The 23655-nt window shown below is 71.9% G+C and carries 22 protein-coding genes; 11 read left to right on the forward strand and 11 right to left on the reverse strand.

Translation table 11 applies throughout. The features are described from left to right. Positions 1-30: 30 nt before the first annotated feature. On the reverse strand, positions 31-897 hold the full coding sequence (locus ACFVT5_RS01860) for a hypothetical protein (protein WP_389880973.1): 867 nt from the start codon (positions 895-897) through the stop codon (positions 31-33). A gap of 21 nt (positions 898-918) precedes the next feature. Next, on the reverse strand, positions 919-2157 hold the full coding sequence (gene rocD, locus ACFVT5_RS01865; protein ID WP_389880340.1) for an ornithine--oxo-acid transaminase: 1239 nt from the start codon (positions 2155-2157) through the stop codon (positions 919-921). 277 nt (positions 2158-2434) lie between these two features. On the opposite strand from rocD, the gene glyA reads away from it, so the two are divergent. Continuing rightward, entirely contained in the window at positions 2435-3706 is a 1272-nt protein-coding gene (gene glyA / locus ACFVT5_RS01870; protein ID WP_389880342.1) for a serine hydroxymethyltransferase, read from the forward strand. A gap of 82 nt (positions 3707-3788) precedes the next feature. Here the strand turns inward: glyA and ACFVT5_RS01875 are convergent, their stop codons facing one another. From ACFVT5_RS01875 to ACFVT5_RS01885, 3 genes are all read right to left on the reverse strand, one after another. Further along, positions 3789-4517: a hypothetical protein gene (locus ACFVT5_RS01875; RefSeq protein WP_389880344.1), complete on the reverse strand. Its 729-nt coding sequence runs from the start codon at positions 4515-4517 to the stop codon at positions 3789-3791. Between the two features lie 194 nt (positions 4518-4711). Then, entirely contained in the window at positions 4712-5755 is a 1044-nt protein-coding gene (locus tag ACFVT5_RS01880; RefSeq protein WP_389880346.1) for a hypothetical protein, read from the reverse strand. Further along, positions 5739-6434 (reverse strand): RNA polymerase sigma factor, encoded by a 696-nt coding sequence (locus ACFVT5_RS01885; protein WP_389880348.1) that lies wholly within the window; start codon positions 6432-6434, stop codon positions 5739-5741. Before ACFVT5_RS01885 ends, ACFVT5_RS01880 begins: the two co-directional genes overlap by 17 nt. Before the next feature lie 110 nt (positions 6435-6544). On the opposite strand from ACFVT5_RS01885, the gene trpS reads away from it, so the two are divergent. Next, positions 6545-7558 (forward strand): tryptophan--tRNA ligase, encoded by a 1014-nt coding sequence (gene trpS, locus ACFVT5_RS01890; protein WP_389880350.1) that lies wholly within the window; start codon positions 6545-6547, stop codon positions 7556-7558. 94 nt (positions 7559-7652) lie between these two features. Then, positions 7653-8234: a 2'-5' RNA ligase family protein gene (locus tag ACFVT5_RS01895; protein WP_389880352.1), complete on the forward strand. Its 582-nt coding sequence runs from the start codon at positions 7653-7655 to the stop codon at positions 8232-8234. A 116-nt stretch (positions 8235-8350) separates the two neighbouring features. Here ACFVT5_RS01895 and ACFVT5_RS01900 read toward each other — a convergent pair whose 3' ends face one another. Both ACFVT5_RS01900 and ACFVT5_RS01905 read right to left on the reverse strand, forming a co-directional pair. Next, positions 8351-9106 carry a decaprenylphospho-beta-D-erythro-pentofuranosid-2-ulose 2-reductase gene (locus tag ACFVT5_RS01900; protein WP_389880354.1) on the reverse strand — a complete coding sequence of 252 codons (756 nt, stop codon included), beginning with the start codon at positions 9104-9106 and terminating at the stop codon, positions 8351-8353. Positions 9107-9190: 84 nt separating this feature from the next. Beyond that, positions 9191-10669, reverse strand: a complete 1479-nt coding sequence (locus ACFVT5_RS01905) for an FAD-binding protein (RefSeq protein WP_389880355.1) — start codon at positions 10667-10669, stop codon at positions 9191-9193. A 201-nt stretch (positions 10670-10870) separates the two neighbouring features. Here ACFVT5_RS01905 and ACFVT5_RS01910 point away from each other — a divergent pair, with 201 nt between their 5' ends. Genes ACFVT5_RS01910 through ACFVT5_RS01925 form a run of 4 tightly spaced genes read left to right on the forward strand, consistent with a single transcriptional unit; the run spans position 10871 to position 13812 of the window. Further along, positions 10871-11395: a phosphatase PAP2 family protein gene (locus tag ACFVT5_RS01910; protein WP_389880357.1), complete on the forward strand. Its 525-nt coding sequence runs from the start codon at positions 10871-10873 to the stop codon at positions 11393-11395. Then, a complete protein-coding gene (locus tag ACFVT5_RS01915) occupies positions 11388-12401 on the forward strand; it encodes a decaprenyl-phosphate phosphoribosyltransferase (RefSeq protein ID WP_389880359.1) in 1014 nt (337 codons plus the stop codon). The genes ACFVT5_RS01910 and ACFVT5_RS01915 overlap by 8 nt, the downstream gene beginning before the upstream one ends. Further along, a complete protein-coding gene (locus ACFVT5_RS01920) occupies positions 12398-12928 on the forward strand; it encodes a GtrA family protein (protein ID WP_389880361.1) in 531 nt (176 codons plus the stop codon). Before ACFVT5_RS01915 ends, ACFVT5_RS01920 begins: the two co-directional genes overlap by 4 nt. Further along, on the forward strand, positions 12916-13812 hold the full coding sequence (locus ACFVT5_RS01925) for a YihY/virulence factor BrkB family protein (protein WP_389880363.1): 897 nt from the start codon (positions 12916-12918) through the stop codon (positions 13810-13812). The genes ACFVT5_RS01920 and ACFVT5_RS01925 overlap by 13 nt, the downstream gene beginning before the upstream one ends. Here the strand turns inward: ACFVT5_RS01925 and ACFVT5_RS01930 are convergent. Beyond that, positions 13760-15118, reverse strand: coding sequence for a D-alanyl-D-alanine carboxypeptidase family protein (locus tag ACFVT5_RS01930; protein WP_389880365.1), 1359 nt, complete (start codon positions 15116-15118; stop codon positions 13760-13762). The two genes, ACFVT5_RS01925 and ACFVT5_RS01930, sit on opposite strands and share 53 nt — an antisense overlap. A 118-nt stretch (positions 15119-15236) precedes the next feature. Between ACFVT5_RS01930 and ACFVT5_RS01935 the strand changes: the two genes are divergently transcribed. The 3 genes from ACFVT5_RS01935 to ACFVT5_RS01945 all read left to right on the forward strand — a co-directional run bounded on the left by ACFVT5_RS01935 (position 15237) and on the right by ACFVT5_RS01945 (position 17427). Continuing rightward, on the forward strand, positions 15237-15530 hold the full coding sequence (locus ACFVT5_RS01935; protein ID WP_389880367.1) for an SCO4848 family membrane protein: 294 nt from the start codon (positions 15237-15239) through the stop codon (positions 15528-15530). Between the two features lie 12 nt (positions 15531-15542). Next, positions 15543-16898 carry a metallophosphoesterase gene (locus ACFVT5_RS01940; RefSeq protein WP_389880368.1) on the forward strand — a complete coding sequence of 452 codons (1356 nt, stop codon included), beginning with the start codon at positions 15543-15545 and terminating at the stop codon, positions 16896-16898. Positions 16899-17016: 118 nt separating this feature from the next. Continuing rightward, on the forward strand, positions 17017-17427 hold the full coding sequence (locus ACFVT5_RS01945; protein WP_389880370.1) for an ATP-binding protein: 411 nt from the start codon (positions 17017-17019) through the stop codon (positions 17425-17427). A gap of 47 nt (positions 17428-17474) precedes the next feature. Here the strand turns inward: ACFVT5_RS01945 and ACFVT5_RS01950 are convergent, their stop codons facing one another. Continuing rightward, positions 17475-18917 (reverse strand): ATP-binding protein, encoded by a 1443-nt coding sequence (locus ACFVT5_RS01950; RefSeq protein ID WP_389880372.1) that lies wholly within the window; start codon positions 18915-18917, stop codon positions 17475-17477. Further along, positions 18914-19579, reverse strand: coding sequence for a response regulator transcription factor (locus tag ACFVT5_RS01955; RefSeq protein WP_389880975.1), 666 nt, complete (start codon positions 19577-19579; stop codon positions 18914-18916). Before ACFVT5_RS01955 ends, ACFVT5_RS01950 begins: the two co-directional genes overlap by 4 nt. 337 nt (positions 19580-19916) lie before the next feature. Between ACFVT5_RS01955 and ACFVT5_RS01960 the strand changes: the two genes are divergently transcribed. Next, positions 19917-22382, forward strand: a complete 2466-nt coding sequence (locus tag ACFVT5_RS01960; protein WP_389880977.1) for an MMPL family transporter — start codon at positions 19917-19919, stop codon at positions 22380-22382. Here the strand turns inward: ACFVT5_RS01960 and ACFVT5_RS01965 are convergent. After that, positions 22318-23622, reverse strand: a complete 1305-nt coding sequence (locus ACFVT5_RS01965; RefSeq protein ID WP_389880373.1) for an MFS transporter — start codon at positions 23620-23622, stop codon at positions 22318-22320. The two genes, ACFVT5_RS01960 and ACFVT5_RS01965, sit on opposite strands and share 65 nt — an antisense overlap. Positions 23623-23655: the final 33 nt, after the last annotated feature.

The following is a 23655-nucleotide window of genomic DNA, read 5'->3' on the forward strand; positions in this document are numbered from 1 at the left end:
TCGGACGGTTGGGGTCAGTGGGCCAGTGGGTCAGCGCGGAAGCGGTTCGGCGGGCTCGGCGGGTTCCGTGGGGGCCGGGGGTGCGGGGGGTTCGCCGAAGCGGGTCAGGGCCAGGGCGCCCGAGACCGCCACCGCGAAGCCGACGGCCGCCAGCCAGGCGAGACCGGGGCGGGTACGGTCACCGAGCCAGGCGATACCCACGAGCGCCGGGCCGATCGTCTCGCCGATGACCATCCCGGCGGTCGCCGTCGTCACGGAACCCCGCTGCAACGCCGAGGTGAGCAGCAGGAAAGCGGCACCCCCACCGATCAGCAGCGCATACGTCGCCGGATTCGTCAGCAACGCCACCGGCGCCACATCATCGATCAGCCGCACCGCGACCTCGACCACCCCGAACCCCACCCCCGCCCCGAGCCCCAGCGCCGCCGCCCGCACCCGGTCCGGCAGCCGCCCCGCCGCCACACCGAGCCCGAGCACGGCCACGGCGGTGCCGAGCATCGCGTACCGCAGGGCGTCCGAGCCCGTACGCGTCCCCTCCGCCCCCGACGCCAGGCCCAGCATCGCCAGACCCGCGCAGACCATCGCCACCGCACCCCACTCACGCCCGCTCAGCCGTACGCCGAGCAGACGCGCCGCGACCACCGCGGTGACGGCGAGACTCGCGGCGAGCGCCGCGCCGACCGCGTAGATCGGGATGGAGCGCAGCGCCACGATCTGGAGCACGAACCCCATCCCGTCCAGGGCGAGTCCGGCGAGATAGCGCCACTGCCGCAACGCCCGCAGCAGCAGCGCCGGATCCACCCCGGACCCGGTCCCCGGCTCCGCCGCCCGCGCGGCGACGGCCTGCAACACCGACGCCGTACCGAAGCAGACCGCCGCACCGAGCGCGCAAATCATTCCAAGAGGCACGAAGGGACTCTAGGCGGTCAGCACCTCCCGCAGCCGGTCCAGGCCCCAGTCCAGGTCCTCCTTGCTGATGACCAGCGGCGGCGCGATCCGGATCGTCGAACCGTGCGTGTCCTTCACCAGCACCCCCTTGTCCATCAGCCGCTCCGAGATCTCCCGACCTGTACCGCGCGCCGGGTCGATGTCGACGCCCGCCCACAGACCCCGTCCGCGCACCTCCCGCACCGCGCTGCCCGGACCTGCCGCCATCAGCCGCAGCTCATGGTGGAGGTGATCGCCCAGCTCGGCCGCCCGCTGCTGGTACTCGCCGGTGCTCAGCATGTCGATCACCTCAAGGGCCACCGCGCACGCCAGCGGGTTCCCGCCGAACGTCGACCCGTGCTCACCGGGCCGGAACACCCCGAGCACCGCCTCGCTCGACACCACCGCCGACACCGGTACGACACCACCGCCGAGCGCCTTGCCCAGCACGTACATGTCCGGCACCACGCCCTCGTACTCGCACGCGAACGTCTGACCCGTCCGGCCGAGCCCCGACTGGATCTCGTCGGCGATGAACAGCACGTTCCGCTCGCGGGTCAGTTCCCGGACCGTCCGGAGATAGCCCGTCGGCGGCACCAGTACCCCCGCCTCGCCCTGGATCGGCTCGATCAGCACGGCGACCGTGTTCTCCGTGAGCGCGTTACGCATCGCGGTCGCGTCGCCGTACGGAACGATCTCGAAACCCGGCGTGTACGGGCCGAAGTCCGCCCGTGCCTCCGGATCCGTCGAGAAGCTGACGATCGTCGTCGTACGCCCGTGGAAGTTGCCCGCCGCGACCACGATCTTCGCCATGTTGTCCGGGACGCCCTTGACCCGATACCCCCACTTCCGCGCGGTCTTCACCGCCGTCTCGACGGCCTCCGCGCCGGTGTTCATCGGCAGCACCGTCTCCATCCCGCACAGTTCGGCGAGCCGGGTACAGAAGTCGGCGAACCGGTCGTGGTGGAACGCCCGCGACGTCAGCGTCACCCGGTCCAGCTGCGCCTTCGCGGCATCGATCAGACGCCGGTGACCATGGCCGAAGTTCAGCGCCGAATAGCCCGCCAGCATGTCGAGATAACGGCGCCCCTCGATGTCCGTCATCCACGCGCCCTCCGCGGTGGCGACCACGACGGGCAGCGGGTGGTAGTTGTGCGCGCTGTGCGCATCGGCCGATGCGATGACCTGTGCGGTCGGATTTTCGGTGGTGGACACGGGTTCTCCGTTCATCCTGCGGTGGGCGGGCGGGGTGGCGCCCCTTTCTATCGCCTTCCTCACGTCGATCGGACGTCTTTCTATGGTCGCTCGAATGCCGGACAACGAAACCTTCCCCGCCGAAGGTCGGGCTAGGGTGGGTTTCACGTGCGGCGACTGGCGCGCAGGGAAGCGACCCTGGGGAAGCCGTACGCGGTACGGGCGTCCCGACGCCCGCCCGCCTTCGAGGTGCCGCCCGCCTGGGCACCCCGGGACCACGACCGGACACTGACCGCTCGCCCCGGAGGACGCCATGTCTCTTCCCCTCTCGCATCCCGCACTCGCCGCGACCGACCCCGAACTCGCCTCCCTCGTCGCCGCCGAGGAACAGCTCCAGGCCGACACGCTGCGCCTGATCCCCAGCGAGAACTACGTCTCCACCGCCGTCCTCGAAGCCGGCGGCACCGTCCTCCAGAACAAGTACAGCGAGGGCTACCCCGGCCGCCGCTACTACGAGGGCCAACAGGTCATCGACCAGGTCGAACGCCTCGCCGCGACCCGCGCCAAGGCCCTCTTCGGCGTCGACCACGCCAATGTCCAGCCCTACTCCGGCTCCCCGGCCAACCTCGCCGTCTACCTCGCCTTCGCCGCGCCCGGCGACACCATCATGGGCATGGCCCTGCCGATGGGCGGCCACCTCACCCACGGCTGGGGCGTCTCGGCCACCGGCAAGTGGTTCCGGGGCGTCCAGTACGGCGTCCGCCAGGACACCGGCCTCATCGACTTCGACCAGGTCCGCGATCTCGCCCTCGCCGAACGGCCCAAGCTGATCTTCTGCGGCGGCACCGCACTGCCCCGCACCATCGACTTCGCCGCCTTCGCCGAGATCGCCCACGAGTCCGGCGCCGTCCTCGTCGCCGACATCGCCCATATCGCCGGCCTGGTCGCCGGAGGCGCCCACCCGTCACCCGTACCGCACGCCGACGTGATCTCCACGACCACGCACAAGACCCTGCGGGGCCCGCGCGGCGCGATGCTGATGTCCCGCGAGGAGCACGCCAAGGCCCTCGACAAGGCGGTCTTCCCCGGGCTCCAGGGCGGCCCCCACAACCAGACCACCGCCGCCATCGCCGTCGCCCTCCACGAAGCGGCCCAGCCCTCCTTCCGTGACTACGCCCACGCCGTCGTCGCCAACGCCCGCGCCCTCGCCGAGGCCCTGCTCGCCCGTGGCTTCGACCTGGTCTCCGGCGGCACGGACAACCATCTGATCCTGATCGACCTCACCCCCAAGGACGTCCCCGGCAAGATCGCCGCCAAGGCCCTCGACCGGGCCGGGATCGTCGTCAACTACAACACCGTGCCCTACGACCCCCGGAAGCCCTTCGACCCCTCCGGCATCCGGATCGGCACCCCCTCCCTCACCTCACGCGGCCTCACCACCACCCATATGCCGACGGTCGCCGAGTGGATCGACCGCGGGGTGGCCGCCGCCCGGTCCGGTGACGAGGACGCCCTCGCCAAGCTCCGTACCGAGGTCGCCGACCTGATGGCCGTCTTCCCGGCCCCGGGCCTCCCGACCGACTGACCACCGGACCGACCGGCCACCGGGGCAGGCCCCGGTGGCCGTCCCCGGCCGCGACCCACTCGTCTCTCTCGACCTACTCGGCTCACAGGTCCCGCAGCTCCTGGCGCGGGCCGGGCTCGGGGTCCCCGTCCCCGCCGCGTCGGCGCCACGAGGCCACCGGGCCCGTGGCCGCCACGCGCAGGGCTATCGGGCGGAGGAACAGGGCCAGCAGTGCTCCCGCCGCCAGACCCGGCAGGGACCACCACCAGTTCTCGGACGTGCCCGTGGACGCCTTCGCCGTGGACGCGGGAGGCGCCGACGCGTCCGGGGCCGGCGGCGCCGCCTCCGGGGCGGCCGTCTCGCCGGATGCCGTGGCCGGCTCCGGGAAGATGCCGCCCGAGCCCTCCGGTGACGTCTTGCCCATCAGGCCCAACTTCTTGAGCAGCGCCCGCAGTTCCGCCGGATGCTCGGCCTGGTGCCAGGTGCCGTCGGTGAGGTCCGGCATCTGCTGCGCCGTATGGATCCAGACGGTGTCGGTGCCGCGCTGGTCAGGGAAGATCCGGTCCAGGCGCCACGGCGATATGTCGTGGACCATCCAGGTGACATTGATCTGGCGGCCGTTCCCCATCTTCACCTCGTCCAGTGGCGCCTTACCGCCCTTCTTCGGCTCGCCCACAAGGGTCCTCAACTCGCCGTACTCCTCGTCCGAGTAGTAGAAAGCCCTCGCCTTGGCGCTCTCCGGGGAGACCACCAGCACGCTCGTCGGTCCGCCCGCCGTCGCCGTCGGCGCCCCGATCACGACCATGGCCAGCGCCGCCACCGTCGCGATCACCGCACCCACCCAGGTCCCCCAACGTGCCCTCGCCGCACGCCACTTCCCCGCTCCACCCGCCCCGTCTGTCCCGCGCATCCGAACCCCCAGTCGCTCCCCGGTACGGTCCCTCCGCACCGCGTCACTTCTGGTACACCGCCCGAGCCCTCCGGGTTCCCACTTCGGACCGCTCACTTCGGACCGCCCACGGTCCGTCAGTTTCCGGGACGGTCAACTCCGGGTGTCGACCTCGCGATGTCCAGGGCCCGTCCACTCGACGGCACCCCCTCCAGACGCAGCGTCAGCCCATCGTTGGGGCGTGTTCCCTCGCCGGGGTGCGCCCACAGCAGCGTGGGTCCCGCGACCCGCTCCGAACGCGTCCAGCGGTCGCCCTGCCCGTCCCACATCCAGAACGTGAGCCGATGCGGCGTCGCGAACCAGAGCGCCAGGTCGTTGGTGAACCCACCAGGGCCCCCATCGCCCTCGTCGCCGCCACCGCTCGGGTGAAGTTCGAGCCACTCCACCGGCTGGGACGTCACCTTGACGAACGTCGTGTCGAGCCGCGCCGGGAACTCGTCCAACCGAATCGTCCCGCCGGCCTCCCGCCAGCACAGGCTGATCAGGGGACGGTCCCCGCGCTCGCCCGTGACCTGAACCGCGTCCGGGGTGCCCAGGGCCTTCGGGAACACCGGCGCGAAGCCCGCGCGGCGCCCCGCCTCCGCGAGGGTGAGCGTCCGGCCGCAGCCCGGCACCACCGCGCCGGACGTGGGCGCGGACGACGGGTCGACCCGGACCCGCACTCCGCCGAAGCCGAACCAGTCCGCGACCGCGGCCCGTACCGGAGGAGTCAGGGCCAGGACGGTCAGCAGACCGCACAGGGCCGCCACCAGCGCGCGCCGCCGCGCGCGCGCCCAGCGCCGCGCGCCCCGCGCCCAGCGCCGGGCCCGGCCGGACGGCCCCGGAGGCTCGGTCAGTACCACCGGGGCCGGAAGATCCCCGGCGAGTATCCGCTCCAGCACCCGCTCGACCATCGACTCCGTCCCGGCCTCGGTATCGGCCCGCGCCAAGGCCCGCCCCAGCCCCCGCAACTCCTCCGGCAACCCCTCCGCCGCCGACCCTTCCGCCGACCGTCCCTCCGCCGACCGCCCCTCGGGCAACCTCTGCTCCGGCACCCCCCGATCGGCCCCGACCCCGTCGCCCGCGACCTCTTCGCCTCCGACCTCTTCGCCCCCGATCCCGCCGTCACCCGCGTCGCTCATCCCTCTCACCTCCCTCCGCCACTCCTTCCCTCGCGCCTTCCCCTGCCGCTTCCTCTGCCGCCTTCTCTGCCGCTCGCTCCCGTATGTCCATGCCGGGTGGCAGCAGGCCGGCCAGTTTGCGCAGGGCTCTGTTCAGGCGGGACTTGACCGTGCCTCTGGGCCAGGACAGGGCCTCGGCCGTCTCCGCCTCGTCCATCTCCAGCAGATAGCGGTACGTCACGACCAGCCGGTGGTCCTCGCTCAGCCGGTCCAGGGCCGCGAGTAGGGCCGCGCGCCGCTCCCGGGCGACCGCCGCGTGCGCCGGATCCACCGATTCCGGTATCAGCGGCTCCGCCTCCCGCAGCGCCGCCTCGCGGTCGACGACCGAGCGCCGCCGCGCCGCCGACCGCACTGTGTTCCTCGTCTCATTGGCCACGATGCTCAGCAGCCATGGCCGGAAAGCCGCACCGTCCCTGAACCGGCCCAGGGTGCAGTACGCCTTCAGGAAGGACTGCTGCACCACGTCCTCCGCGTCCGCCCCCGCCCCGAGCGCCCGCGCGGCACGCAGCGCCAGCGCGGTGTGGGCGCGGACCAGCAGCGCATACGCCTCCGGCTCCCCGGCGCGCACCCGCGCGATCACCGCGCCCTCGTCCACCGCGCTGTCGTCGACGGCGATGCGGTCCCCCTCCCGCGTCCTCACATCGTTGATACACCGCCCGGCCCCGATCGGTTCCCACTCGTCGCGGACGGATTCGCACCCGTCGTGGATCCGTTCCCCAGCTGTCGTAGGTACCTGAGAGAATGGTGGACATGGCCTCAGACCGTCCCCGCGTGCTCTCCGGAATCCAGCCCACCGCAGGCTCGTTCCACCTCGGCAACTACCTCGGCGCGGTCCGCCAGTGGGTGGCGTTGCAGGAGTCCCACGACGCGTTCTACATGGTGGTGGACCTGCACGCGATCACGCTGCCGCAGGACCCGAAGGAGCTGCGGGCCAACACCCGGCTCGCCGCCGCGCAGCTCCTCGCCGCGGGGCTCGATCCGGAGCGCTGCACCCTGTTCGTGCAGAGCCATGTGCCGGAGCACGCGCAGCTCGCCTGGGTGATGAACTGTCTCACCGGGTTCGGCGAGGCGTCCCGGATGACGCAGTTCAAGGACAAGTCGGCCAAGCAGGGCGCCGACCGCGCGAGCGTCGGCCTGTTCACGTACCCGATCCTCCAGGTCGCGGACATCCTGCTCTACCAGGCGCATGAGGTGCCGGTCGGTGAGGACCAGCGCCAGCACATCGAGCTGACACGTGACCTGGCCGAGCGGTTCAACGGCCGGTTCGGGGAGACCTTCACCGTCCCGGCGCCGTACATCCTCAAGGAGACGGCGAAGATCTACGACCTTCAGGACCCGTCGATCAAGATGAGCAAGTCGGCGTCGACGCCGAAGGGTCTGATCAATCTGCTCGACGACCCGAAGGTCACCGCGAAGAAGGTCAAGAGCGCGGTCACGGACACGGACACGGTCGTGCGGTACGACCCGGTGGAGAAGCCCGGCGTCAGCAATCTGCTCACCATCTACTCGACCCTGACGGGGGCGGGTGTCACCGAACTGGAGCACAAATACACCGGTAAGGGCTACGGTGCGCTGAAGACTGACCTCGCAGAGGTCATGGTGGAGTTTGTGACCCCGTTCCGGGAGCGCACACAGCAGTATCTGGACGACCCCGAGACCCTCGACTCGATCCTCGCGAAGGGCGCGGAGAAGGCGCGGGCCGTGGCGGCCGAGACGTTGGCACGGGCCTACGACAAAGTGGGATTTCTCCCAGCCAAACACTGAGCAGTCCGGCCGCCGGTCGGAGTCGTACAGTCGTAACGGTCGCAGACGTGGACCGTGTCAGAGCCCTGCCCCTCACACGTAGACGGGAGACGACGTGGGGACCGTAACGATCGGAGTGTCGATCGCGGTCCCGGAGCCCCATGGCAGCCAGCTCCAGGAGCTGCGCGCGGGCTTCGGCGACCCCGCCGCGTACGGCATCCCCACGCATGTGACGCTCGTGCCGCCGACCGAGGTGGACGCGGCGGCGGTTCCCGCGATCGAGACGCACCTCGTGCGGGTCGCCACGGCAGGGCGGCCGTTCCCGATGCGGCTGTACGGGACGGGTACGTTCCGGCCCCTGTCGCCCGTCGTGTATGTCCAGGTCGTCGAGGGCGGCTCGGCCTGCACCTGGCTCCAGAAGCGGGTCCGGGACGCGTCGGGTCCGGTCGCGCGCGATCTCCAGTTCCCGTACCACCCGCATGTCACCGTCGCGCACGCCATCGATGAGGCGGCGATGGACCGGGCGTACGAGGAGCTGTCCGGGTACGAGGCCGAGTGGCCGGTCACCGGCTTCGCGCTGTACGAGCAGGGCGCCGACCGGGTGTGGCGCAAGCTGCGCGAGTTCGCTTTCGGCGGGCCGACGGTGCCGCAGCAGGCGACGGCACCCGTCGAGCAGGGCAGGCTGCCGGCTCTCTGAACGGGGCGGGGCCGGTCCGGCGGTACGGGGTCGAGTACGGGAAATGGCGCGATCGGCCGTCGTCGCAATGATCTGGCCACTTTTGAAAGTAGGGTCCCCCGGGAGGCCGCCCCGGCTCACATCGGCAGGCGGCGGAACACCGATCGCGGGGCGTGGCGCAGGGCCGACATCACCACGCGGAGCGTGCCCGGCACCCAGACCATCTCCGAGCGGCGCCTCAGGCCCGTTTCGATGGCCGTCGCCACCGCCTCCGGAGTCGTCGCCAGCGGTGCCTCCTCAAGGCCCGCCGTCATCTTCGAGCGGACGAAGCCGGGGCGTACGACCATGACGTGTACGCCTGTTCCGTGCAGCGCGTCGCCGAGGCCCTGGGCGAAGGCGTCGAGGCCCGCCTTGCTGGAGCCGTAGATGAAGTTGGAGCGGCGCGCCCGCTCGCCCGCCACCGACGACAGGACCACCAGGGAGCCGTGGCCCTGGGTCTGGAGGGCCCGCGCGGCGACCAGTCCCGCGGAGACGGCGCCCGTGTAGTTGGTCTGCGCGACCCGCACCGCCGAGACCGGGTCGCTCTCGTCGCGTGCCTGGTCGCCGAGGAGTCCGAAGGCGAGCAGCACCATGTCGAGGTCGCCATCGGCGAACACCTTGCCCAGCACCTCCTCGTGGGACTCCGGGTCGAGCGCGTCGAAGGCGACCGTACGGACCTCGGCGCCCAGGGAGCGCAGATGCTCGGCCGCGGCCTCCAGAGCGGGCGAGGGGCGGCCCGCCAGCCACACCGTGCGGAGCCGGCGGGCGATGAGGCGGCGCGCGGTCGCCAGCGCGATCTCCGACGTACCGCCGAGGACGAGCAGGGACTGGGGGGTACCGAATGCGTCCTTCATGGGAACCACACTCCGAGGGATTCGAGGAGGCCGAAGAGTTCGAAAGAGTTGCGAGGGGGCCAAGGGGGTGAGGGCTACAGGGGGCTACAGGGCCAGGCGGCGGGAGAGGTCCGAGCGGAAGACCCCGTTCGGGTCCAACTCCGCCCGCAGCGCGCGGAAGTCGCCGAGCCGCGGATACATCCTGGCGAGCAGTTCGGGTCGCAGCCGGGAGTCCTTGGCGAGGTAGACCCGACCGCCGGCCCCGGCCACTTCGTCGTCCAGTCCGTCGAGGAAGGTGCCGAGGCCCGGCAGATTCGCCGGGATGTCCAGGGCCAGCGTCCAGCCGGGCATCGGGAACGACAGCCAGCCGGGATCCCCGTCGCCGAACCGCTTGAGCACCGCCAGGAACGACGGGCACCGGCGCTCGGAGATCCGCCGCACGATCCGGTGCAGGGCCTCCTCCTGGCCGTATCCGACGACGAACTGGTACTGCACGAAGCCCGCGCGCCCGTACACGCGGTTCCAGTGCGGGACGCCGTCCAGGGGATGGAAGAACGCCGGGATGCTCTGGAGACGGCCGGTGCGGGTGCGCGGGGCCTTGTGGAACCAGAGTTCGTTGAACAGGCCGACGGAACGGCGGCCGAGGAGTCCGCTCGGCAGGAAGTCCGGGGCCGCCGGGAGGCGGCGCGGCCGGAAGGCCACGGGGTTACGGCGGGCCCGCGCCGGGAGCGCGTCGAGCGGGGCGTGGTCTCCGCGCGTGAGGACGGACCGGCCCATCGCCCTGCCGCGCGCGAGGAGATCGATCCACGCGACGGAGTAGCGGTAACGGTGATCGGTCGCGGTGAGGCGGGCCATCAAGTCGTCCAGATCGGCGGCCCGTTCGGTGTCGACGGACATCAGCGAGGTCTCGACGGGCTGAAGGCGGACCGTCGCGCCGAGGATCACCCCGGTCAGGCCCATTCCGCCCGCCGTGGCGTCGAAGAGCGGGGTGCCGCGCTCGACGGTACGGACCGTGCCGTCCGCCGTGAGCAGGTCGAAGGAGACGACGTGCCGCGCGAACGAGCCCGACCCGTGGTGGTTCTTGCCGTGGATGTCCGCGCCGATCGCGCCGCCGACCGTCACATACCGGGTGCCGGGCGTCACCGGCACGAACCAGCCGAGCGGCAGCAGGACTTCCATCAGCCGGTGCAGGCTGACCCCCGCGTCGCACACGACGGTCGCCCCCGCCCCGCCGTGGCCCGTCTCGCCGGCGTGGATCGCGTGGACGCGGTCCAGCGCCGTCATGTCGAGGACACCGCCGCCCGCGTTCTGCGCCGCGTCCCCGTACGCCCGGCCCAGGCCCCGCGCGATCCCGCCCCGGCCGCCCGCCGCACAGGCCCGGACGGCGGTGACCGCCTCCTCGTACGAGCGCGGGCGCAGCAGCCGGGCCGCCGTCGGCGCGGTACGGCCCCAACCGGAGAAGGCGACCGGCACCGCGGCTTCGAGCGGAACGGCGGGCGCGGTACGGGAGTCGGCAGGCGCGGAAGGGGAGTCGGCGGGCGCGGAGGGGGAGTCGGCGGGCGCTGGGCGGGACTCGGTGGGCATGCCAGCGACCGTATCGCCGCCTATGTGCGGTTTGCCGGAGCCGCCGGATCCCTGACGGTTCCGCATGTCGTCCCTCACTGAAACGGGTGAGTGAGGGAGTGTCATCCCATAATCCCGCAATCGGAGGATGTTGCGTATAGGGGGCAATAGCCGCCAAACACCCAAGCATCACTAATCGGCTCAATCGACCCAAGGGATCTCATGCGTGACATGGACCACCGACTGCTGTCGGCACTGCGCGAATGCGGCGCGGACCCGCATGTCGCGGGGGCGGCCCGAGCCCTGTCCTGGACCGGCGAACACGGCGCCCTCTGGCTCGCCGCGGGGCTCGCGGGAGCCGCCGCCGACCCCGAGCGGCGCGGCGCCTGGCTGCGCGGCACCGTGCTCACGGCCGCCGCGCATCTGGCGAGCATGGGCGTGAAACTCGTGGTACGCCGGGCCAGGCCCGGCCGCGTCGAGCCCCTGGTCCGCACCGCGGGCCGGCACTCCTTCCCCAGCTCGCACGCCACATCGGCCGCCGCCGCCGTCGTCGCCTACGGCGCCCTGCACCCCGCCGGCGCCCACCTCGTACCGCCGATCGCCGCCGCTATGTGCGTGTCGCGGCTCGTGGTCGGCGTGCACTACCCGACGGACGTCGTGGCCGGCGCGGTACTCGGCGCGGTCACCGCGAAGCTCGGGGCGCCCTGGATGCGACGCGCACTGACGGGAGGCACCGCCCATGCCTGACGCCTCCGACGGCCCCTCCGAGGCCACCGCGCTGCTGACCCGGGACACCCCACGCCCCGCCCCACCGCCCCCGGAGCCGGACCGCAGGCGCCGCCCAGGGACGTTCCGCCGCGCCCACGCCGTGGCCGCCGCCCTGGTTGTCGGCCTGATCAGGACCGCCCGCCCCCGCCAGTGGGTCAAGAACGTCCTGGTGATCGCCGCCCCGGCCGCCGCGGGCGAGCTGTTCTCCTGGCACGCGGCCCGCCAACTCGCCCTGATCTTTGCCCTGTTCACGGCCTGCGCCGCCGCCGTCTACCTGATCAACGACGCCCGGGACGCCGACGCCGACCGCGCCCACCCCGTCAAACGCCACCGCCCGGTCGCCGCCGGACAGGTGTCCGTACCCGTCGCGTACGCGGTCGGCGGGACGCTCGCCGTGCTCGCGCCCGCCGTCGCCGCCGTGCTCTGCACCCCGATGACAGCCGCGCTGCTGACCGCGTACGTCGGGATGCAACTCGCGTACTGCCTCAGCCTCAAACACGTCCTCGTCGTGGATCTGGCCGTCGTCACCACCGGATTCGTGATGCGCGCGATGATCGGCGGGATCGCGCTCGGCATCCCGCTGTCGCGCTGGTTCCTGATCACCACCGGGTTCGGCGCGCTGTTCATGGTGGCCGCCAAGCGATACTCGGAGGCCGTCCAGATGGAGGGCCGGGCGGGCGCCACGCGCGCGCTGCTCACCGAGTACACGACCGGCTATCTGCGGTTCGTCTGGCAGCTCGCGGCCGGGGTCGCCGTCCTCGGGTACTGCCTGTGGGCGCTGGAGAGCGGCACGGCGGGCAGCGGCCTGCTGCCCTGGCGCCAGCTCTCCATGGTCGCCTTCACACTGGCCGTACTGCGGTACGCCGTCTTCGCCGACCGGGGCACCGCGGGCGAACCCGAGGACGTGGTCCTGCACGACCGCGCGCTCGCCTGCATCGGACTGCTGTGGGTGGCGATGTACGGGCTCGCGGTCGTGAACCTTTGACCACGGAGAGGCAGTTGGCGCGGCTGCGGGCCGCCGGTCCCGAACTGCTCGGCTTCGCCGTCACCGGACTGTGCGCGTACGCCGTCGACCTGGGCCTGTTCCTCTGGCTGCGCGGACCCGGCGGCCCCTTCGACCTCGACCCGCTCTCCGCGAAGTCCCTGTCCTTCGTCGCGGGCTGCACGGTCGCCTACGCGGGCAACGCCCTCGGCACCTACCGGCGGCGCCCGAACGGGGTCTCCCGGCTGCGCCAGTACGGGGTCTTCTGCGCGGTCAACCTCGCGGGCGCCCTGGTCCAGCTGCTGTGCCTGGCCGCGTCCCACTACGGGCTCGGGCTGACCTCCAGGACCGCCGACACGGTGTCCGGCGCAGGCGTCGGCATGGCCCTGGCGACCGCGCTGCGGTTCTGGGGGACCCGCACCCTCGTCTTCCGGCCGACACGGCCCCCGCGTACCGGAACCGGAGCCAGAACCGGGACCGGAACCTTGGGCCGCGCTGTACAGGGCAGACAGGAATCATGGACTGGCTGAAAAAGATCCCGGTGATCGGCCCGTACGTCACGCGGCTGATGACGACGCACGCCTGGGCCGCCTACGACCGCCTGGACCGCGTGAAGTGGTCGCGGCTCGCCGCCGCGATGACCTTCATCAGCTTCCTCGCGCTGTTCCCGCTGCTGACCGTCGCCGCCGCCGTGGCCGCCGCCACCCTGTCCACGTCCGGCCAGCAGAAGCTGGAGAGCCGGATCGCCGAGCAGGTGCCCGGTATCTCCGACCAGCTCGACATCGGCCAGCTCGTCAACAACGCCGCCACGGTCGGCCTCATCGCCGGTGCCGTGCTGCTGTTCATGGGCATCGGCTGGATCGGCTCCATGCGGGACTGTCTGCGGGCCGTGTGGGAACTGCCCGACACCGAGGAGAACCCGGTCCTGCGCAAGGCCAAGGACGCCGTGGTGCTCGGCGGACTCGGCGGCGTCCTGCTCGCCTCGCTGATCGCGTCCACGCTCGCGTCCACCACGGTCGGCTGGACCGCACGGCAGCTCGGCATCGACGAGGCGGGCGCGGGCGGGGCGCTGCTCCAGACGGCGGCCTTCGCCGTGGCCGTACTCGCCGACTTCCTGCTGCTGCTCTACGTACTGACCCTGCTGCCCGGCGTGCACCCCCGCCGCCGCGATCTGGTGATCGCCGCGCTGATGGGCGCCGCCGGGTTCGAACTCCTCAAGCTGCTGCTCGGCAGCTACATCAAGGGCGTCGCGTCCCGCAGCATGTACGGGGCCTTCGGGGTGCCCGTCGCGCTGCTGCTGTGGATCAACTTCACCGCGAAACTGCTGCTGTTCTGCGCCGCGTGGACGGCAACGCGGAAGGTCACGGACGCCGGCGGCGACGGACCAGCTCGGGGAGCGGCCAGCGCCGGTTGACCAGGAACACCCCGGCCGCGAGGAGCACCAGGACCCCGCCCATCACGGCGAGCGCGATCCCCATACCGCCGGACGACTCCTCGGAAGCCACCTTGGCCGAGTCGCCGGACGTGTTGCCGCCCCTGCCGCCGGCCTGTGCCTCGGACCCGGCACCCGGGTCACTGCCGTCGCTCGGACCGGTGCTCGCGCCCGCGTCGGTGCCCGTGCTCGTACCGCCGGTCTTCGCGCCCTTCGGCGGCACCAGCTCACCGACCGGGTCGACCTTGCCCGCCGACTTGAACCCCCAGTCGAGCAGCCGCGCCGTCTCCTTGTACACGGCGTCGTGCTCGGTGGACGACGGGTTCATGACGGTGACGAGCAGCACCCGCCCGTCCTGCTCGGCGACCCCGGTGAAGGTGGCGCCCGCGTTGGTGGTGTTGCCGTTCTTGACGCCCGCGATGCCCTTGTACGGGGTGAGCCCGGGGTCGCCGCTGAGCAGCCGGTTGGTGTTCTGGATCTCGAACGTCGGCCGCTTCTTGCCCTTCTCGGCCTCACCCGGGAACTGGGCGCGGACCGTCGAGCAGTACTCCCGGAAGTCCTTCTTCTGGAGCCCGGAGCGCGCGATGAGGGTCAGGTCGTACGCGGACGACACCTGCTCCTTCTCGTCGTACCCGTCGGGCGTGACCACGGTGGTGTCCAGCGCCTGAAGGTCCTCGGCGTGCTGCTGCATGTCCTTGACGGTCTGGTCGACGCCGCCGTTCATCGCGGACAGCACATGCACCGCGTCGTTGCCGGAGCGCAGGAACACCCCGAGCCACAGGTCGTGCACCGTGTACGTCTGGTTCTCCTTGACGCCGACCAGGCTGGAGCCCGCCCCGATGCCCGAGAGGTCCGTCGGCACGACCTTGTGCGACTGCGTCTTGGGGAACTTCGGCAGCACCGTGTCCGCGAACAGCATCTTCATGGTGGACGCCGGGGGCAGCCGCCAGTGCGAGTTGTGCGCGGCGAGGACCTGCCCGGACTCGGCGTCCGCGACGATCCAGGACCGCGCCGTCACCTCCTTCGGCACCACGGGCGCGCCCGCCTTGAGGTTGGCCTGGGTACCGGGGCGGCTCAGCTGGACACCCCCGACCGACGACATCCCGCTCGGGGGCTGGACCTTGTCCTTGTCCGGTTTGGGATCCGCGTACGCGGGGGCGGTGAGCGACAGGGACAGGGCGGAGGCGACCAGCAGCGCGGTCACCGCTCGCGCACCGGCGCCTCCGGCGGTCCGGGCGGCGATCCGGCCGGCGTTCCTGGCGGCGGTGGTCTGGGGGGCAGCAGTCATGGCAGGCACGGACGAGAACGTACAGGCACTTGTGTGCGAAGTCTCCGGCGAGGTCGCCTGTGTCCGCGCTGCCCCACCCTGGCGGCGGGCGTCTGCGGACGGCCGCGATACTGGACGCATGAAGCTCAGCCGTCCGGTCTCCTGGTTCCTGCTCGCCTTCGGGGTGTGGAGCTGGGTCATCTGGATCACTTTCGTCAAGAACCTGTGGAAGGACGGCAGCGGACTCGCCTTCGACGACGCGGGCGACCCCACCGGATACTTCTGGGTCCATCTCACCCTCGCCGTCGTCTCCTTTGCTCTGGGGACGGTCGTCGGTGCCATCGGGTTCCGTGGGCTGCGCGCACTGCGGTCCACGCATGAGGCGCCCGCCGAGGCGCCCGCGCCCGACGCCCGTGTGCACGAGACCTCGTAGGAAGGCGGTCCGGTGGGCATCGTCGTGGGCATCCTGATCGGCCTCATCGCGTTCGCGGTGCTCGGCGGTCTCCAGTGGTACGTGTGGCGGCGGGTGGTACGGGACACGACCACACGCGGTACGGGGGCGCGGCGCGCCGGTACGGCCGTGTTCGTGGTCGGTCCGCTGCTGATGGTCGGGGCGCTGGTGAGCGGCAGGACCGCGCCCTTCTGGCTCCAGAAGCTGCTGGCCTGGCCGGGCTATCTGTGGATGGCCCTGTCGATGTATCTGCTGCTCTCGCTGTTGGTGGGGGAGTTGGTACGGCCGGTACTGCGGCGAGCGCTCGCCCGCCGGGACCGGGGCCAGGGGCGGGACCAGGGAGTCGGGGAGCCGGACGAGGCGCGGGCCGAGGTGACGGTCGGTGTCTGCGCGGGTGTCGGCGCCACGTCCGGGGCCGACCCGGCACCCGGAACACCGGCACCCGGAGCACAGACCCCCGACGCAGCGGCACCCGGCACACCCGTCGCGGCCGACGCCCCCTCCAAGGCTCCGGAACGCCCCGGGCCGTCCCGGCGGGTGTTCGTCTCGCGGGTCGTCGCCGGTGCGGCCGTCGTCGCCGCCGCCGGAACCGTCGGGTACGGCAGCTACGGCGTCCTGCGCGGTCCGAGCGTGAAACGCGTCACAGTCCCGCTCGCCAAACTGCCGCGCTCCACGCACGGGTTCCGTATCGCCGTCGTCAGCGACATCCATCTCGGACCGATCCTGGGCCGGTCGTTCTCGCAACGCGTCGTCGACACCATCAACAGCACGCGGCCCGACCTCATCGCCGTCGTCGGTGACCTGGTCGACGGCAGCGTCGCGAATCTGGGGCCCGCCGCCGCGCCGCTGGCCGGGCTCGAAGCACGGCACGGCGCGTTCTTCGTCACCGGTAACCACGAGTACTTCTCGGGTGCCGAGGAGTGGGTGGACGAGGTACGGAGCCTCGGGCTGCACCCGCTGGAGAACGCCAGGACCGAACTGCCCGGCTTCGACCTCGCCGGCGTCAACGACGTGTCCGCCGAGAGCGAGGGGCAGGGGCCCGACTACGCCAAGGCGCTCGGTGACCGGGATCCGGCGCGGGCCAGTGTGCTGCTCGCGCACCAGCCCGTCATGATCCACGACGCCGTACGGCACGGCGTCGACCTCCAGCTCTCCGGCCACACCCACGGCGGCCAGCTCTGGCCCGGCAGCCTCATCGCCGAACTGGCGAATCCGACGGTGGCCGGGCTCGAACGGTACGGGGACACGCAGCTGTACGTGACCCGGGGGGCCGGAGCCTGGGGGCCGCCGGTCCGGGTCGGCGCTCCCTCCGACATCACCGTGGTGGAGCTGGCCTCGAAACAGGCGTGATTTTCCGGCACGTGGCCGAATCACCATGGGTCCGTGACATGTTGGGGACACCGCGCGGGGCTTCGGCGCTGCATCATGGCTCGCAAGAGACGCATCACGCGTGTGCTTCATGTGCTTCATGCTTCGTGTGGGGGAGGTGGCGAATGTGCCGCGCCGCACCTCGTTCCGGTTGCCGCGTCATCCCGCTTCGGTGGGGTTGGCCCGGCGCCGGGCCCGTGAGCACCTCGCCGGGTCGGGCGTCCCGCCGGACGACACGGACGACCTGGTACTGATCGTGTCCGAGCTGGTCACGGATGTCGTACGGGACGGGCCCGACCTTGAGCGGGAGTTCGAGGTGGCGATAACGGTCCTGCCGGACGGCTCGTGCCTGGTCGAAGTCGCGGACGAATACCGCCCCGCCCCGGAGCCACGGGCTCTGTGCGACCTGCTGGAATCCCTCTGCGTGACCTGGGGCACCGGTCCCCACACCACCTGGGCCGTGATACCGCCCAAGCCGCCCACGCTCCCCAAGCCCCCTACGACGACCTGACCGGTCATGAGTCACCGGGGTCCAGCGGGACTCACCGGCGTACCGGTTCAGCCCTCCCGTCCCGCCGGAAGCGTCACCCTCACCGTCAACCCCTCTCCCGGCGCCGTCTCCAGCGTCACCCGGCCCGAGTGGGCCGTGATCACGCCCTGGACGATCGCCATGCCCAGGCCGCTGCCGGCCCCACCCCCCGTACGGAAGAAGCGGTCGAAGACCCGGCACGCGTCCTCCGGGGAGAGGCCGGGGCCCTCGTCCGCGACCGTCAAGTGGACGTCGCCGCCCAGCCGTTCCACCGCCAGGGCCACCCCCGCGTCGGCGGGCGTGTGGGTGCGGACATTGCCCACGAGGTTGCCCAACACCTGCCGCAGGCCCGATTCGTCCGCGCGGACCAGGAGCGCGCCGTCCGCCTTGACGGTGACCGGCCGCTGAGGCTGCTGCGCGCGCAGGTCCTCCGCCGCGTCCCGTACCAACCGGCTCACATCGACGTTGCGGAACCGGAGTTCGGGCTGCTGGTCGAGGCGGGCCAGGGTCAGCAACTCGTCCACCAGGCGCCCCATCCGGTCCGCCTCGGCGTTCATCCGGTCCCAGGCACGGGCCCGTTCGTCCGGATCACGCATCATCCCGCGCTCGTACAACTGGAGGTAGCCCCGGATCGCGGCGAGCGGCGTGCGCAGTTCGTGCGAGGCGTCCGCGACGAAGTGGCGCAACTGCTCCGAGCTGCGTTCCCGTGTCCGGTACGCCGACTCGACCTGGTGCAGCATCGAGTTGAGCGCGAGCCGCAGTTGCTCCACCTCCGTCACCGGATCCCGGCTCGACGGCACGCGCCGCGTGAGATCCCCCTCGGCGATCGCGGACGCGGTCTCCACCATGTCCTCCAGGGGCCGCAGCCGATGATGCACGCCGATCATGGTGAGCACCGCGAGCAGCGCCAACAGCACGGTCCCCAGGGCGAGATCGAGCCTGAGCGCCTTGCCGACCCCCTTGTGCACGGCCTCCGTGGACGTGGCCATCAGGATCGTCGTCCCGTCCGTGAGCCGCACGCCGACCGCCCGGTACGGATCGCCGTCCAGATCGAGGTCGTGGGGCGTGTCGGCCGCTGCGAGGGCCTCCGGGTCCCGTACAGCGGCGGCGAGCGCGCGCTGCCGTGGCGTGGGCTCCAGGGCCCCGACCGCGACGGGCGTGCCCCCGTCCCGTACCGCCACGAACACGGTGTCCGCGCGCGGCAGCCCCCCGGCGTCCTTGCCGGACGGTGAGAGCCGGTCGAGCGCGATGCCCAGTTCGCTGAGGCTGTCGATCTGCTTCAGGGTGAGCCCGGTGTTGCGCAGCGAGTCGCGCGAGGCCGTCAGCTGGGCGTCCACGTTCTGGAGGAGGTAGTGCCGCATGCCCATCAGGCTCACGGCGGTGGCCGCGATGATGCCGAGGGCGAGCAGCGCCACATTGACGAGGGTGAGCTTGGCGCGCAGGGTGTGCAGGCCACGGTGGCGGTACGTCACGCCAGCCCGTATCCGACCCCGCGCCGGGTCGTGATCAACGGCGGCCCGAGCGCGTCCAGTTTGCGCCGCAGATAGCTGATGTACGTCTCCACGACGGTCGACTCGGCGCTGTGCTCGTACTGCCACACATGCCGCAGCAACTGTTCCTTCGGCACGATCTGACCGGCGTTGCGGACCAGGAACCGCAGCAGCGCGTACTCGGTCGGGGTGAGCTGCGCCGTGCGGCCCGCGCGCCGCACGGTGTACGTCGTCTCGTCGAGTTCCAGATCGCCGTGGCGCAGCGGTGCCCGCCGGGGCAGTACGTCGGCGGGCCGGGTGCGGCGCAGCACCGCCGTGATCCGGGCGATCACCTCGTCGATGTTGAACGGCTTGGTGATGTAGTCGTCGCCGAAGTCGAGCGCCCCGACGATCTCGGCGGGCGCGTCCCGCGCGGTCAGGAACACCACCGCCAACTCGGGCCGTGCGGCGCGCAGTTCACGCCCGAGTACCCGCCCGTCGCCGTCCGGCAGCATCACGTCGAGGAGCGCCGCGTCCGGCCGGGACCGCTCGGCGAGGTGCCGCGCCTGCCGCACGGTCGCCGCGGTAAGCACCTCGAAGCCGTGGTAGCGCAGCGCGATCGACAGCACGTCGGCGATGCTCGGCTCGTCCTCGACGACCAGCACGGTCGCACCCTCGTACCCGTGCGAGTGCCCGTGCGAGTACCCGTGCGCGTGGCCGTGCCCGTGTCCATTCCGGTGCCCGGGTGCGCGCTCGCGGCCCGGGTCCTGGCCGAAGTCCTGGCCGGTCTCGTCCATGACCCCAGTATCCGTGCGCTCGTTGTCCGGGGGACCGGCCCGTGCCTTGGAGTTCCTTGAGAGTCCTTGGAGTTCCCTGGGAGTCCTTGGAGTTCTCTGAGAGTCATGGCCGCGTCGCGCCAGGCACACGCGCCGCCCCCGATGCTGATCCGCAGTGAGGCCCGGGGGACCGACGCGGCGACGAAAGGGCAGAAACGTGACGGCATTGGCACGCTGGTGCTATCGGCACCGGCTGGTGGTCCTGGTGCTGTGGGTGGGGGCGCTGTTCGGCCTGGGCGTGGCGGGAACCTCCGCCGGCACCGACTACGCGAACAACCTCTCCCTCCCCGATACGGACTCCACGCGCGCGTACGACCTGATGGCGAAGGCGTTCCCGGAGCGCTCCGGAGACACGGACACCGTGGTCTGGCGGGTCACCGACGGCTCGGTACGGGACGCGGCGGTACGGGACCGTATCCAGCCGGCGCTCAAGGAGATCGCCGCGATGAAGGGCGTCGGCGAGGTCACCGACCCGTATGCCGCCGGTCCCGCGGGCGCCGCCCAGATCGGCGGGAACGGGCATATCGCCTACGCGCAGGTCACCTTCACCGAACAGGCGAACGCGGTACCCAAGGAACTCGTCCAGGACGTGGTCGACACCGCACAGGGCGCCGAACGTGCCGGACTCCAGGTGGAGTTGGGCGGACAGGCGATCACCCGGATCCAGGAGCCGCCGACCGGCACCGCCGAGATCGTCGGTATCCTCGCCGCCGCGATCGTGCTCTTCCTCGCCTTCGGCTCCCTGTTCGCGATGATGCTGCCCCTGGTCGTCGCGATCTTCGGGGTCGGCACCGCGATGCTCACCACGATGCTCCTCAGCCACAGCGTGAACGTGCCCGAGGTCGCGCCGCTGCTCGGCTCCCTGATCGGCCTCGGCGTCGGCATCGACTACGCCCTGTTCATCGTGACCCGGCACCGGCGCGGCATCCTGCGCGGACTCGCACCCGAGGAGGCGGCCGTGCGGGCGCTGAACACCTCGGGGCGCGCGGTGCTCTTCGCGGGCGGCACGGTCTGTATCGCCCTCGCCGGGATGCTCGTGATGAACATGCGCTTCCTCGACGGTGTCGTCATCGCGACCACCCTGACCGTCGTCCTCAGCGTCCTCGCCGCGGTCACCCTGCTGCCCGCGCTGCTCGGCGTCCTCGGACCCCGGGTGCTCAGCCGCCGTCAGCGCCGCAAGCTGGCCGCGACCGGCCCCGTACCGGAGGAGACCGCCGGGCCCGCGGCGCGCTGGTCGGCGTACGTCCAGCGCAGGCCCAGGTCGGTGGCGCTGGGCGCCGTCGTCGTGATGGCCGTACTCGCGCTGCCCGTCCTGTCGCTGCGCCTCGGCGCCACCGACCAGGGCAACCACCAGGAGTCGACGACGACCCGGCAGGCGTACGACCTGCTCGCCGAGGGCTTCGGGCCCGGCTTCAACGGGCCGCTCCAGGTCGTCACGGACACCGCGGACTCGGCGGACCTGACGGCCCTGACCGAGCGGATCCGCGCCGCCGACGGGGTCGCGCAGGTCGCCGCCGCACCGCCCGCCAACGGGGTCTCGGTGATCCAGGTGGTCCCGACGACGTCGCCACAGTCCGTGGAGACCGACCGGTTGATCGACCGACTGCGTGACGACGTGATCCCGGCCGCAGGCGTCGAGGCGCACGTCGGCGGGGTGACCGCCATCTCCAAGGACTTCGCCTCGGTGACGTCGGACCGGCTGCCGTACTTCGTCGCGGCGATCATCGGCCTCGGCTTCGTCCTGCTGCTGATCGCGTTCCGCTCGCTCGTCGTGCCGCTGACCGCCGCCGTGATGAACCTGATCGCCGCCGCCGCGTCCTTCGGTGTCCTGGTCGCGATCTTCCAGTGGGGCTGGGGTACCGAACTGCTCGGCATCGGCAAGGAGGGCCCGATCACCGCGTTCCTGCCGGTCATCATGCTGTCCCTGCTGTTCGGCCTGTCGATGGACTACCAGGTGTTCCTGGTCAGCCGGATGCACGAGGAGTGGGTGCACACCCGGGACAACGCCCGAGCGGTACGCGTGGGCCTCGCCGAGACCAGCCGGGTCATCAACTGCGCCGCCCTGATCATGATTTGTGTCTTCAGTGCCTTCGTGCTGAGCGGTGACATGGAGGGCGCGATGGCGGGCATCGGGCTCGCGGCGGCGGTCGCCCTGGACGCGTTCATCCTGCGGACGGCGATGGTGCCGGCGGTGATGCATCTCCTGGGCCGGTCCAACTGGTGGCTGCCGGACTGGCTGGAGAAGCGGGTGCCGCATCTGGCGGTGGAGCCGCCGGAGGTGGGTGCGGGTGTGGCCGGGGCCGCTGTGGAAGCGGAAATTCCGGCTCAGCGGGAGCCGGTGACCGCCGCCGACGGCGTCTCCTCGGTGGTCCACGGCTTCATCCGCACCACCGAGGGCGAACCCGTCGCCGATGCCGTCCTCACCCTGATGTCCCGGGGCGGACGCCAGCTCGACCGGGTCACCTCGCTCGCGGACGGCTCGTACATCCTCGCGGTGCCGGGCCCCGGCGGCTACCTCCTCGCGGCGACGGCCCGGGGCTTCGAGGCCCGAGCCCGCCATATCCGCGTCACGGACGGCCCGTTGGTGTACGACGTGGAGCTGACTCCGGAGGGAGCGGACGCGGTGACCTGACAGCCTCGTCCCGCGCAAGGGGGGCGTCCCCGTACACACCCTGCCCCGCCCCCCGTACCCCCGGCACCGCCGCCGTCCCCGCGCAGGCCGTCGCGACCAGGGCGGCGGCGGCCCACAGCGGGGCGGCCGGGCCCCAGGCGCTCGCGGCGAGCGGGGCCAGGACATAGCCGAGCGGCATCGCGGCCATCGACAGCAGCCAGTCGTACGAGGTGACGCGGGCCAGTACGCCGGACGGGATCGTCGCCTGGACCGTGGTCTCCCAGACGGGGTTGAGGAAACCGAGTCCAGCCAGGGCGATCCCGTACGCGACGATCACGGCGGGCGCGGGGGCCGAGGCGGCGAGGAGTGCGAGCGGCAGCGCGTACGTGGCCAGGCCCAGGTTGGCGACGAGCACCGGGCGCCGAGGGCGGGCGCGGCCCGCGAGCAGGGAGCCGAGCAGCAGTCCGACGGCGCCCGCCTGGAGGATCAGCAGCCAGGTCTTCTCGCCGCCGAGTCCGTGCACGGCGAGCGCGGGGCCGAGGGTCGCCAGGACGGCGGCGGCGCCGTTCCACGCGGCGTGCGCGATCAGGCTCGTCCAGTACCAGTCACGGGAGCGGACCTCGTGCCAGCCCTCGGCCAGATCGGCGCGCAGGGACCGGTGTTCGACCCGCACGCGCGGCGTCCGCATCAGTGCCAGCAGGCCCGCGCTCACCGCGAACGACGCCCCGTCCAGTACGAACGCCCAGCCGGGGCCAACGGTGAGGATCAGCAGTCCGGCGAGCGCGGGGCCACCGACCGCCGTACCGCTGCGGACCACGCCGAGCGCCGCGTTGGCCGCCTGCCGCTGCTCCTTGGGGACGGTGCCCGTGATCAGCGGCGGCAGGGTCGGCATCGCGAACGCGGACGCGGCGCCCGCGGCCATCTCGGCGATCGCGATATGCCACAACTCCGGGCTCCCGGACAGCAGTTGGGCACCGACGAAGAGCTGCGACGCACACCGTACGAGATCGGTGGTGAGCGCCACCTTCCGCGCGTCGAACCGGTCCCCGACCACCCCGCCGAGCGGCAGCAGCAGCAGCCGGGGCACCATCGCGCAGCCGAGGACCAGCGCCAGCGCCGAGGTGGAACCGGTGGCACGCAGCACGGCGAGGGCGAGCGCGGCGGGGATGACGGCGTCGCCGATGAGGGAGAGGGAGCGGCCGGCGAAGAGCAGGCGGAAGGAAGGGTTGCGGAGGAGGGGGTGCGAGAGCGGCGAGGGCATGGCGGAGAATGTATTTCGGAGCCGAAGTATTCG

This window comes from Streptomyces sp. NPDC058001 (genome assembly GCF_042886315.1).
Taxonomy (GTDB): Bacteria; Actinomycetota; Actinomycetes; order Streptomycetales; family Streptomycetaceae; genus Streptomyces.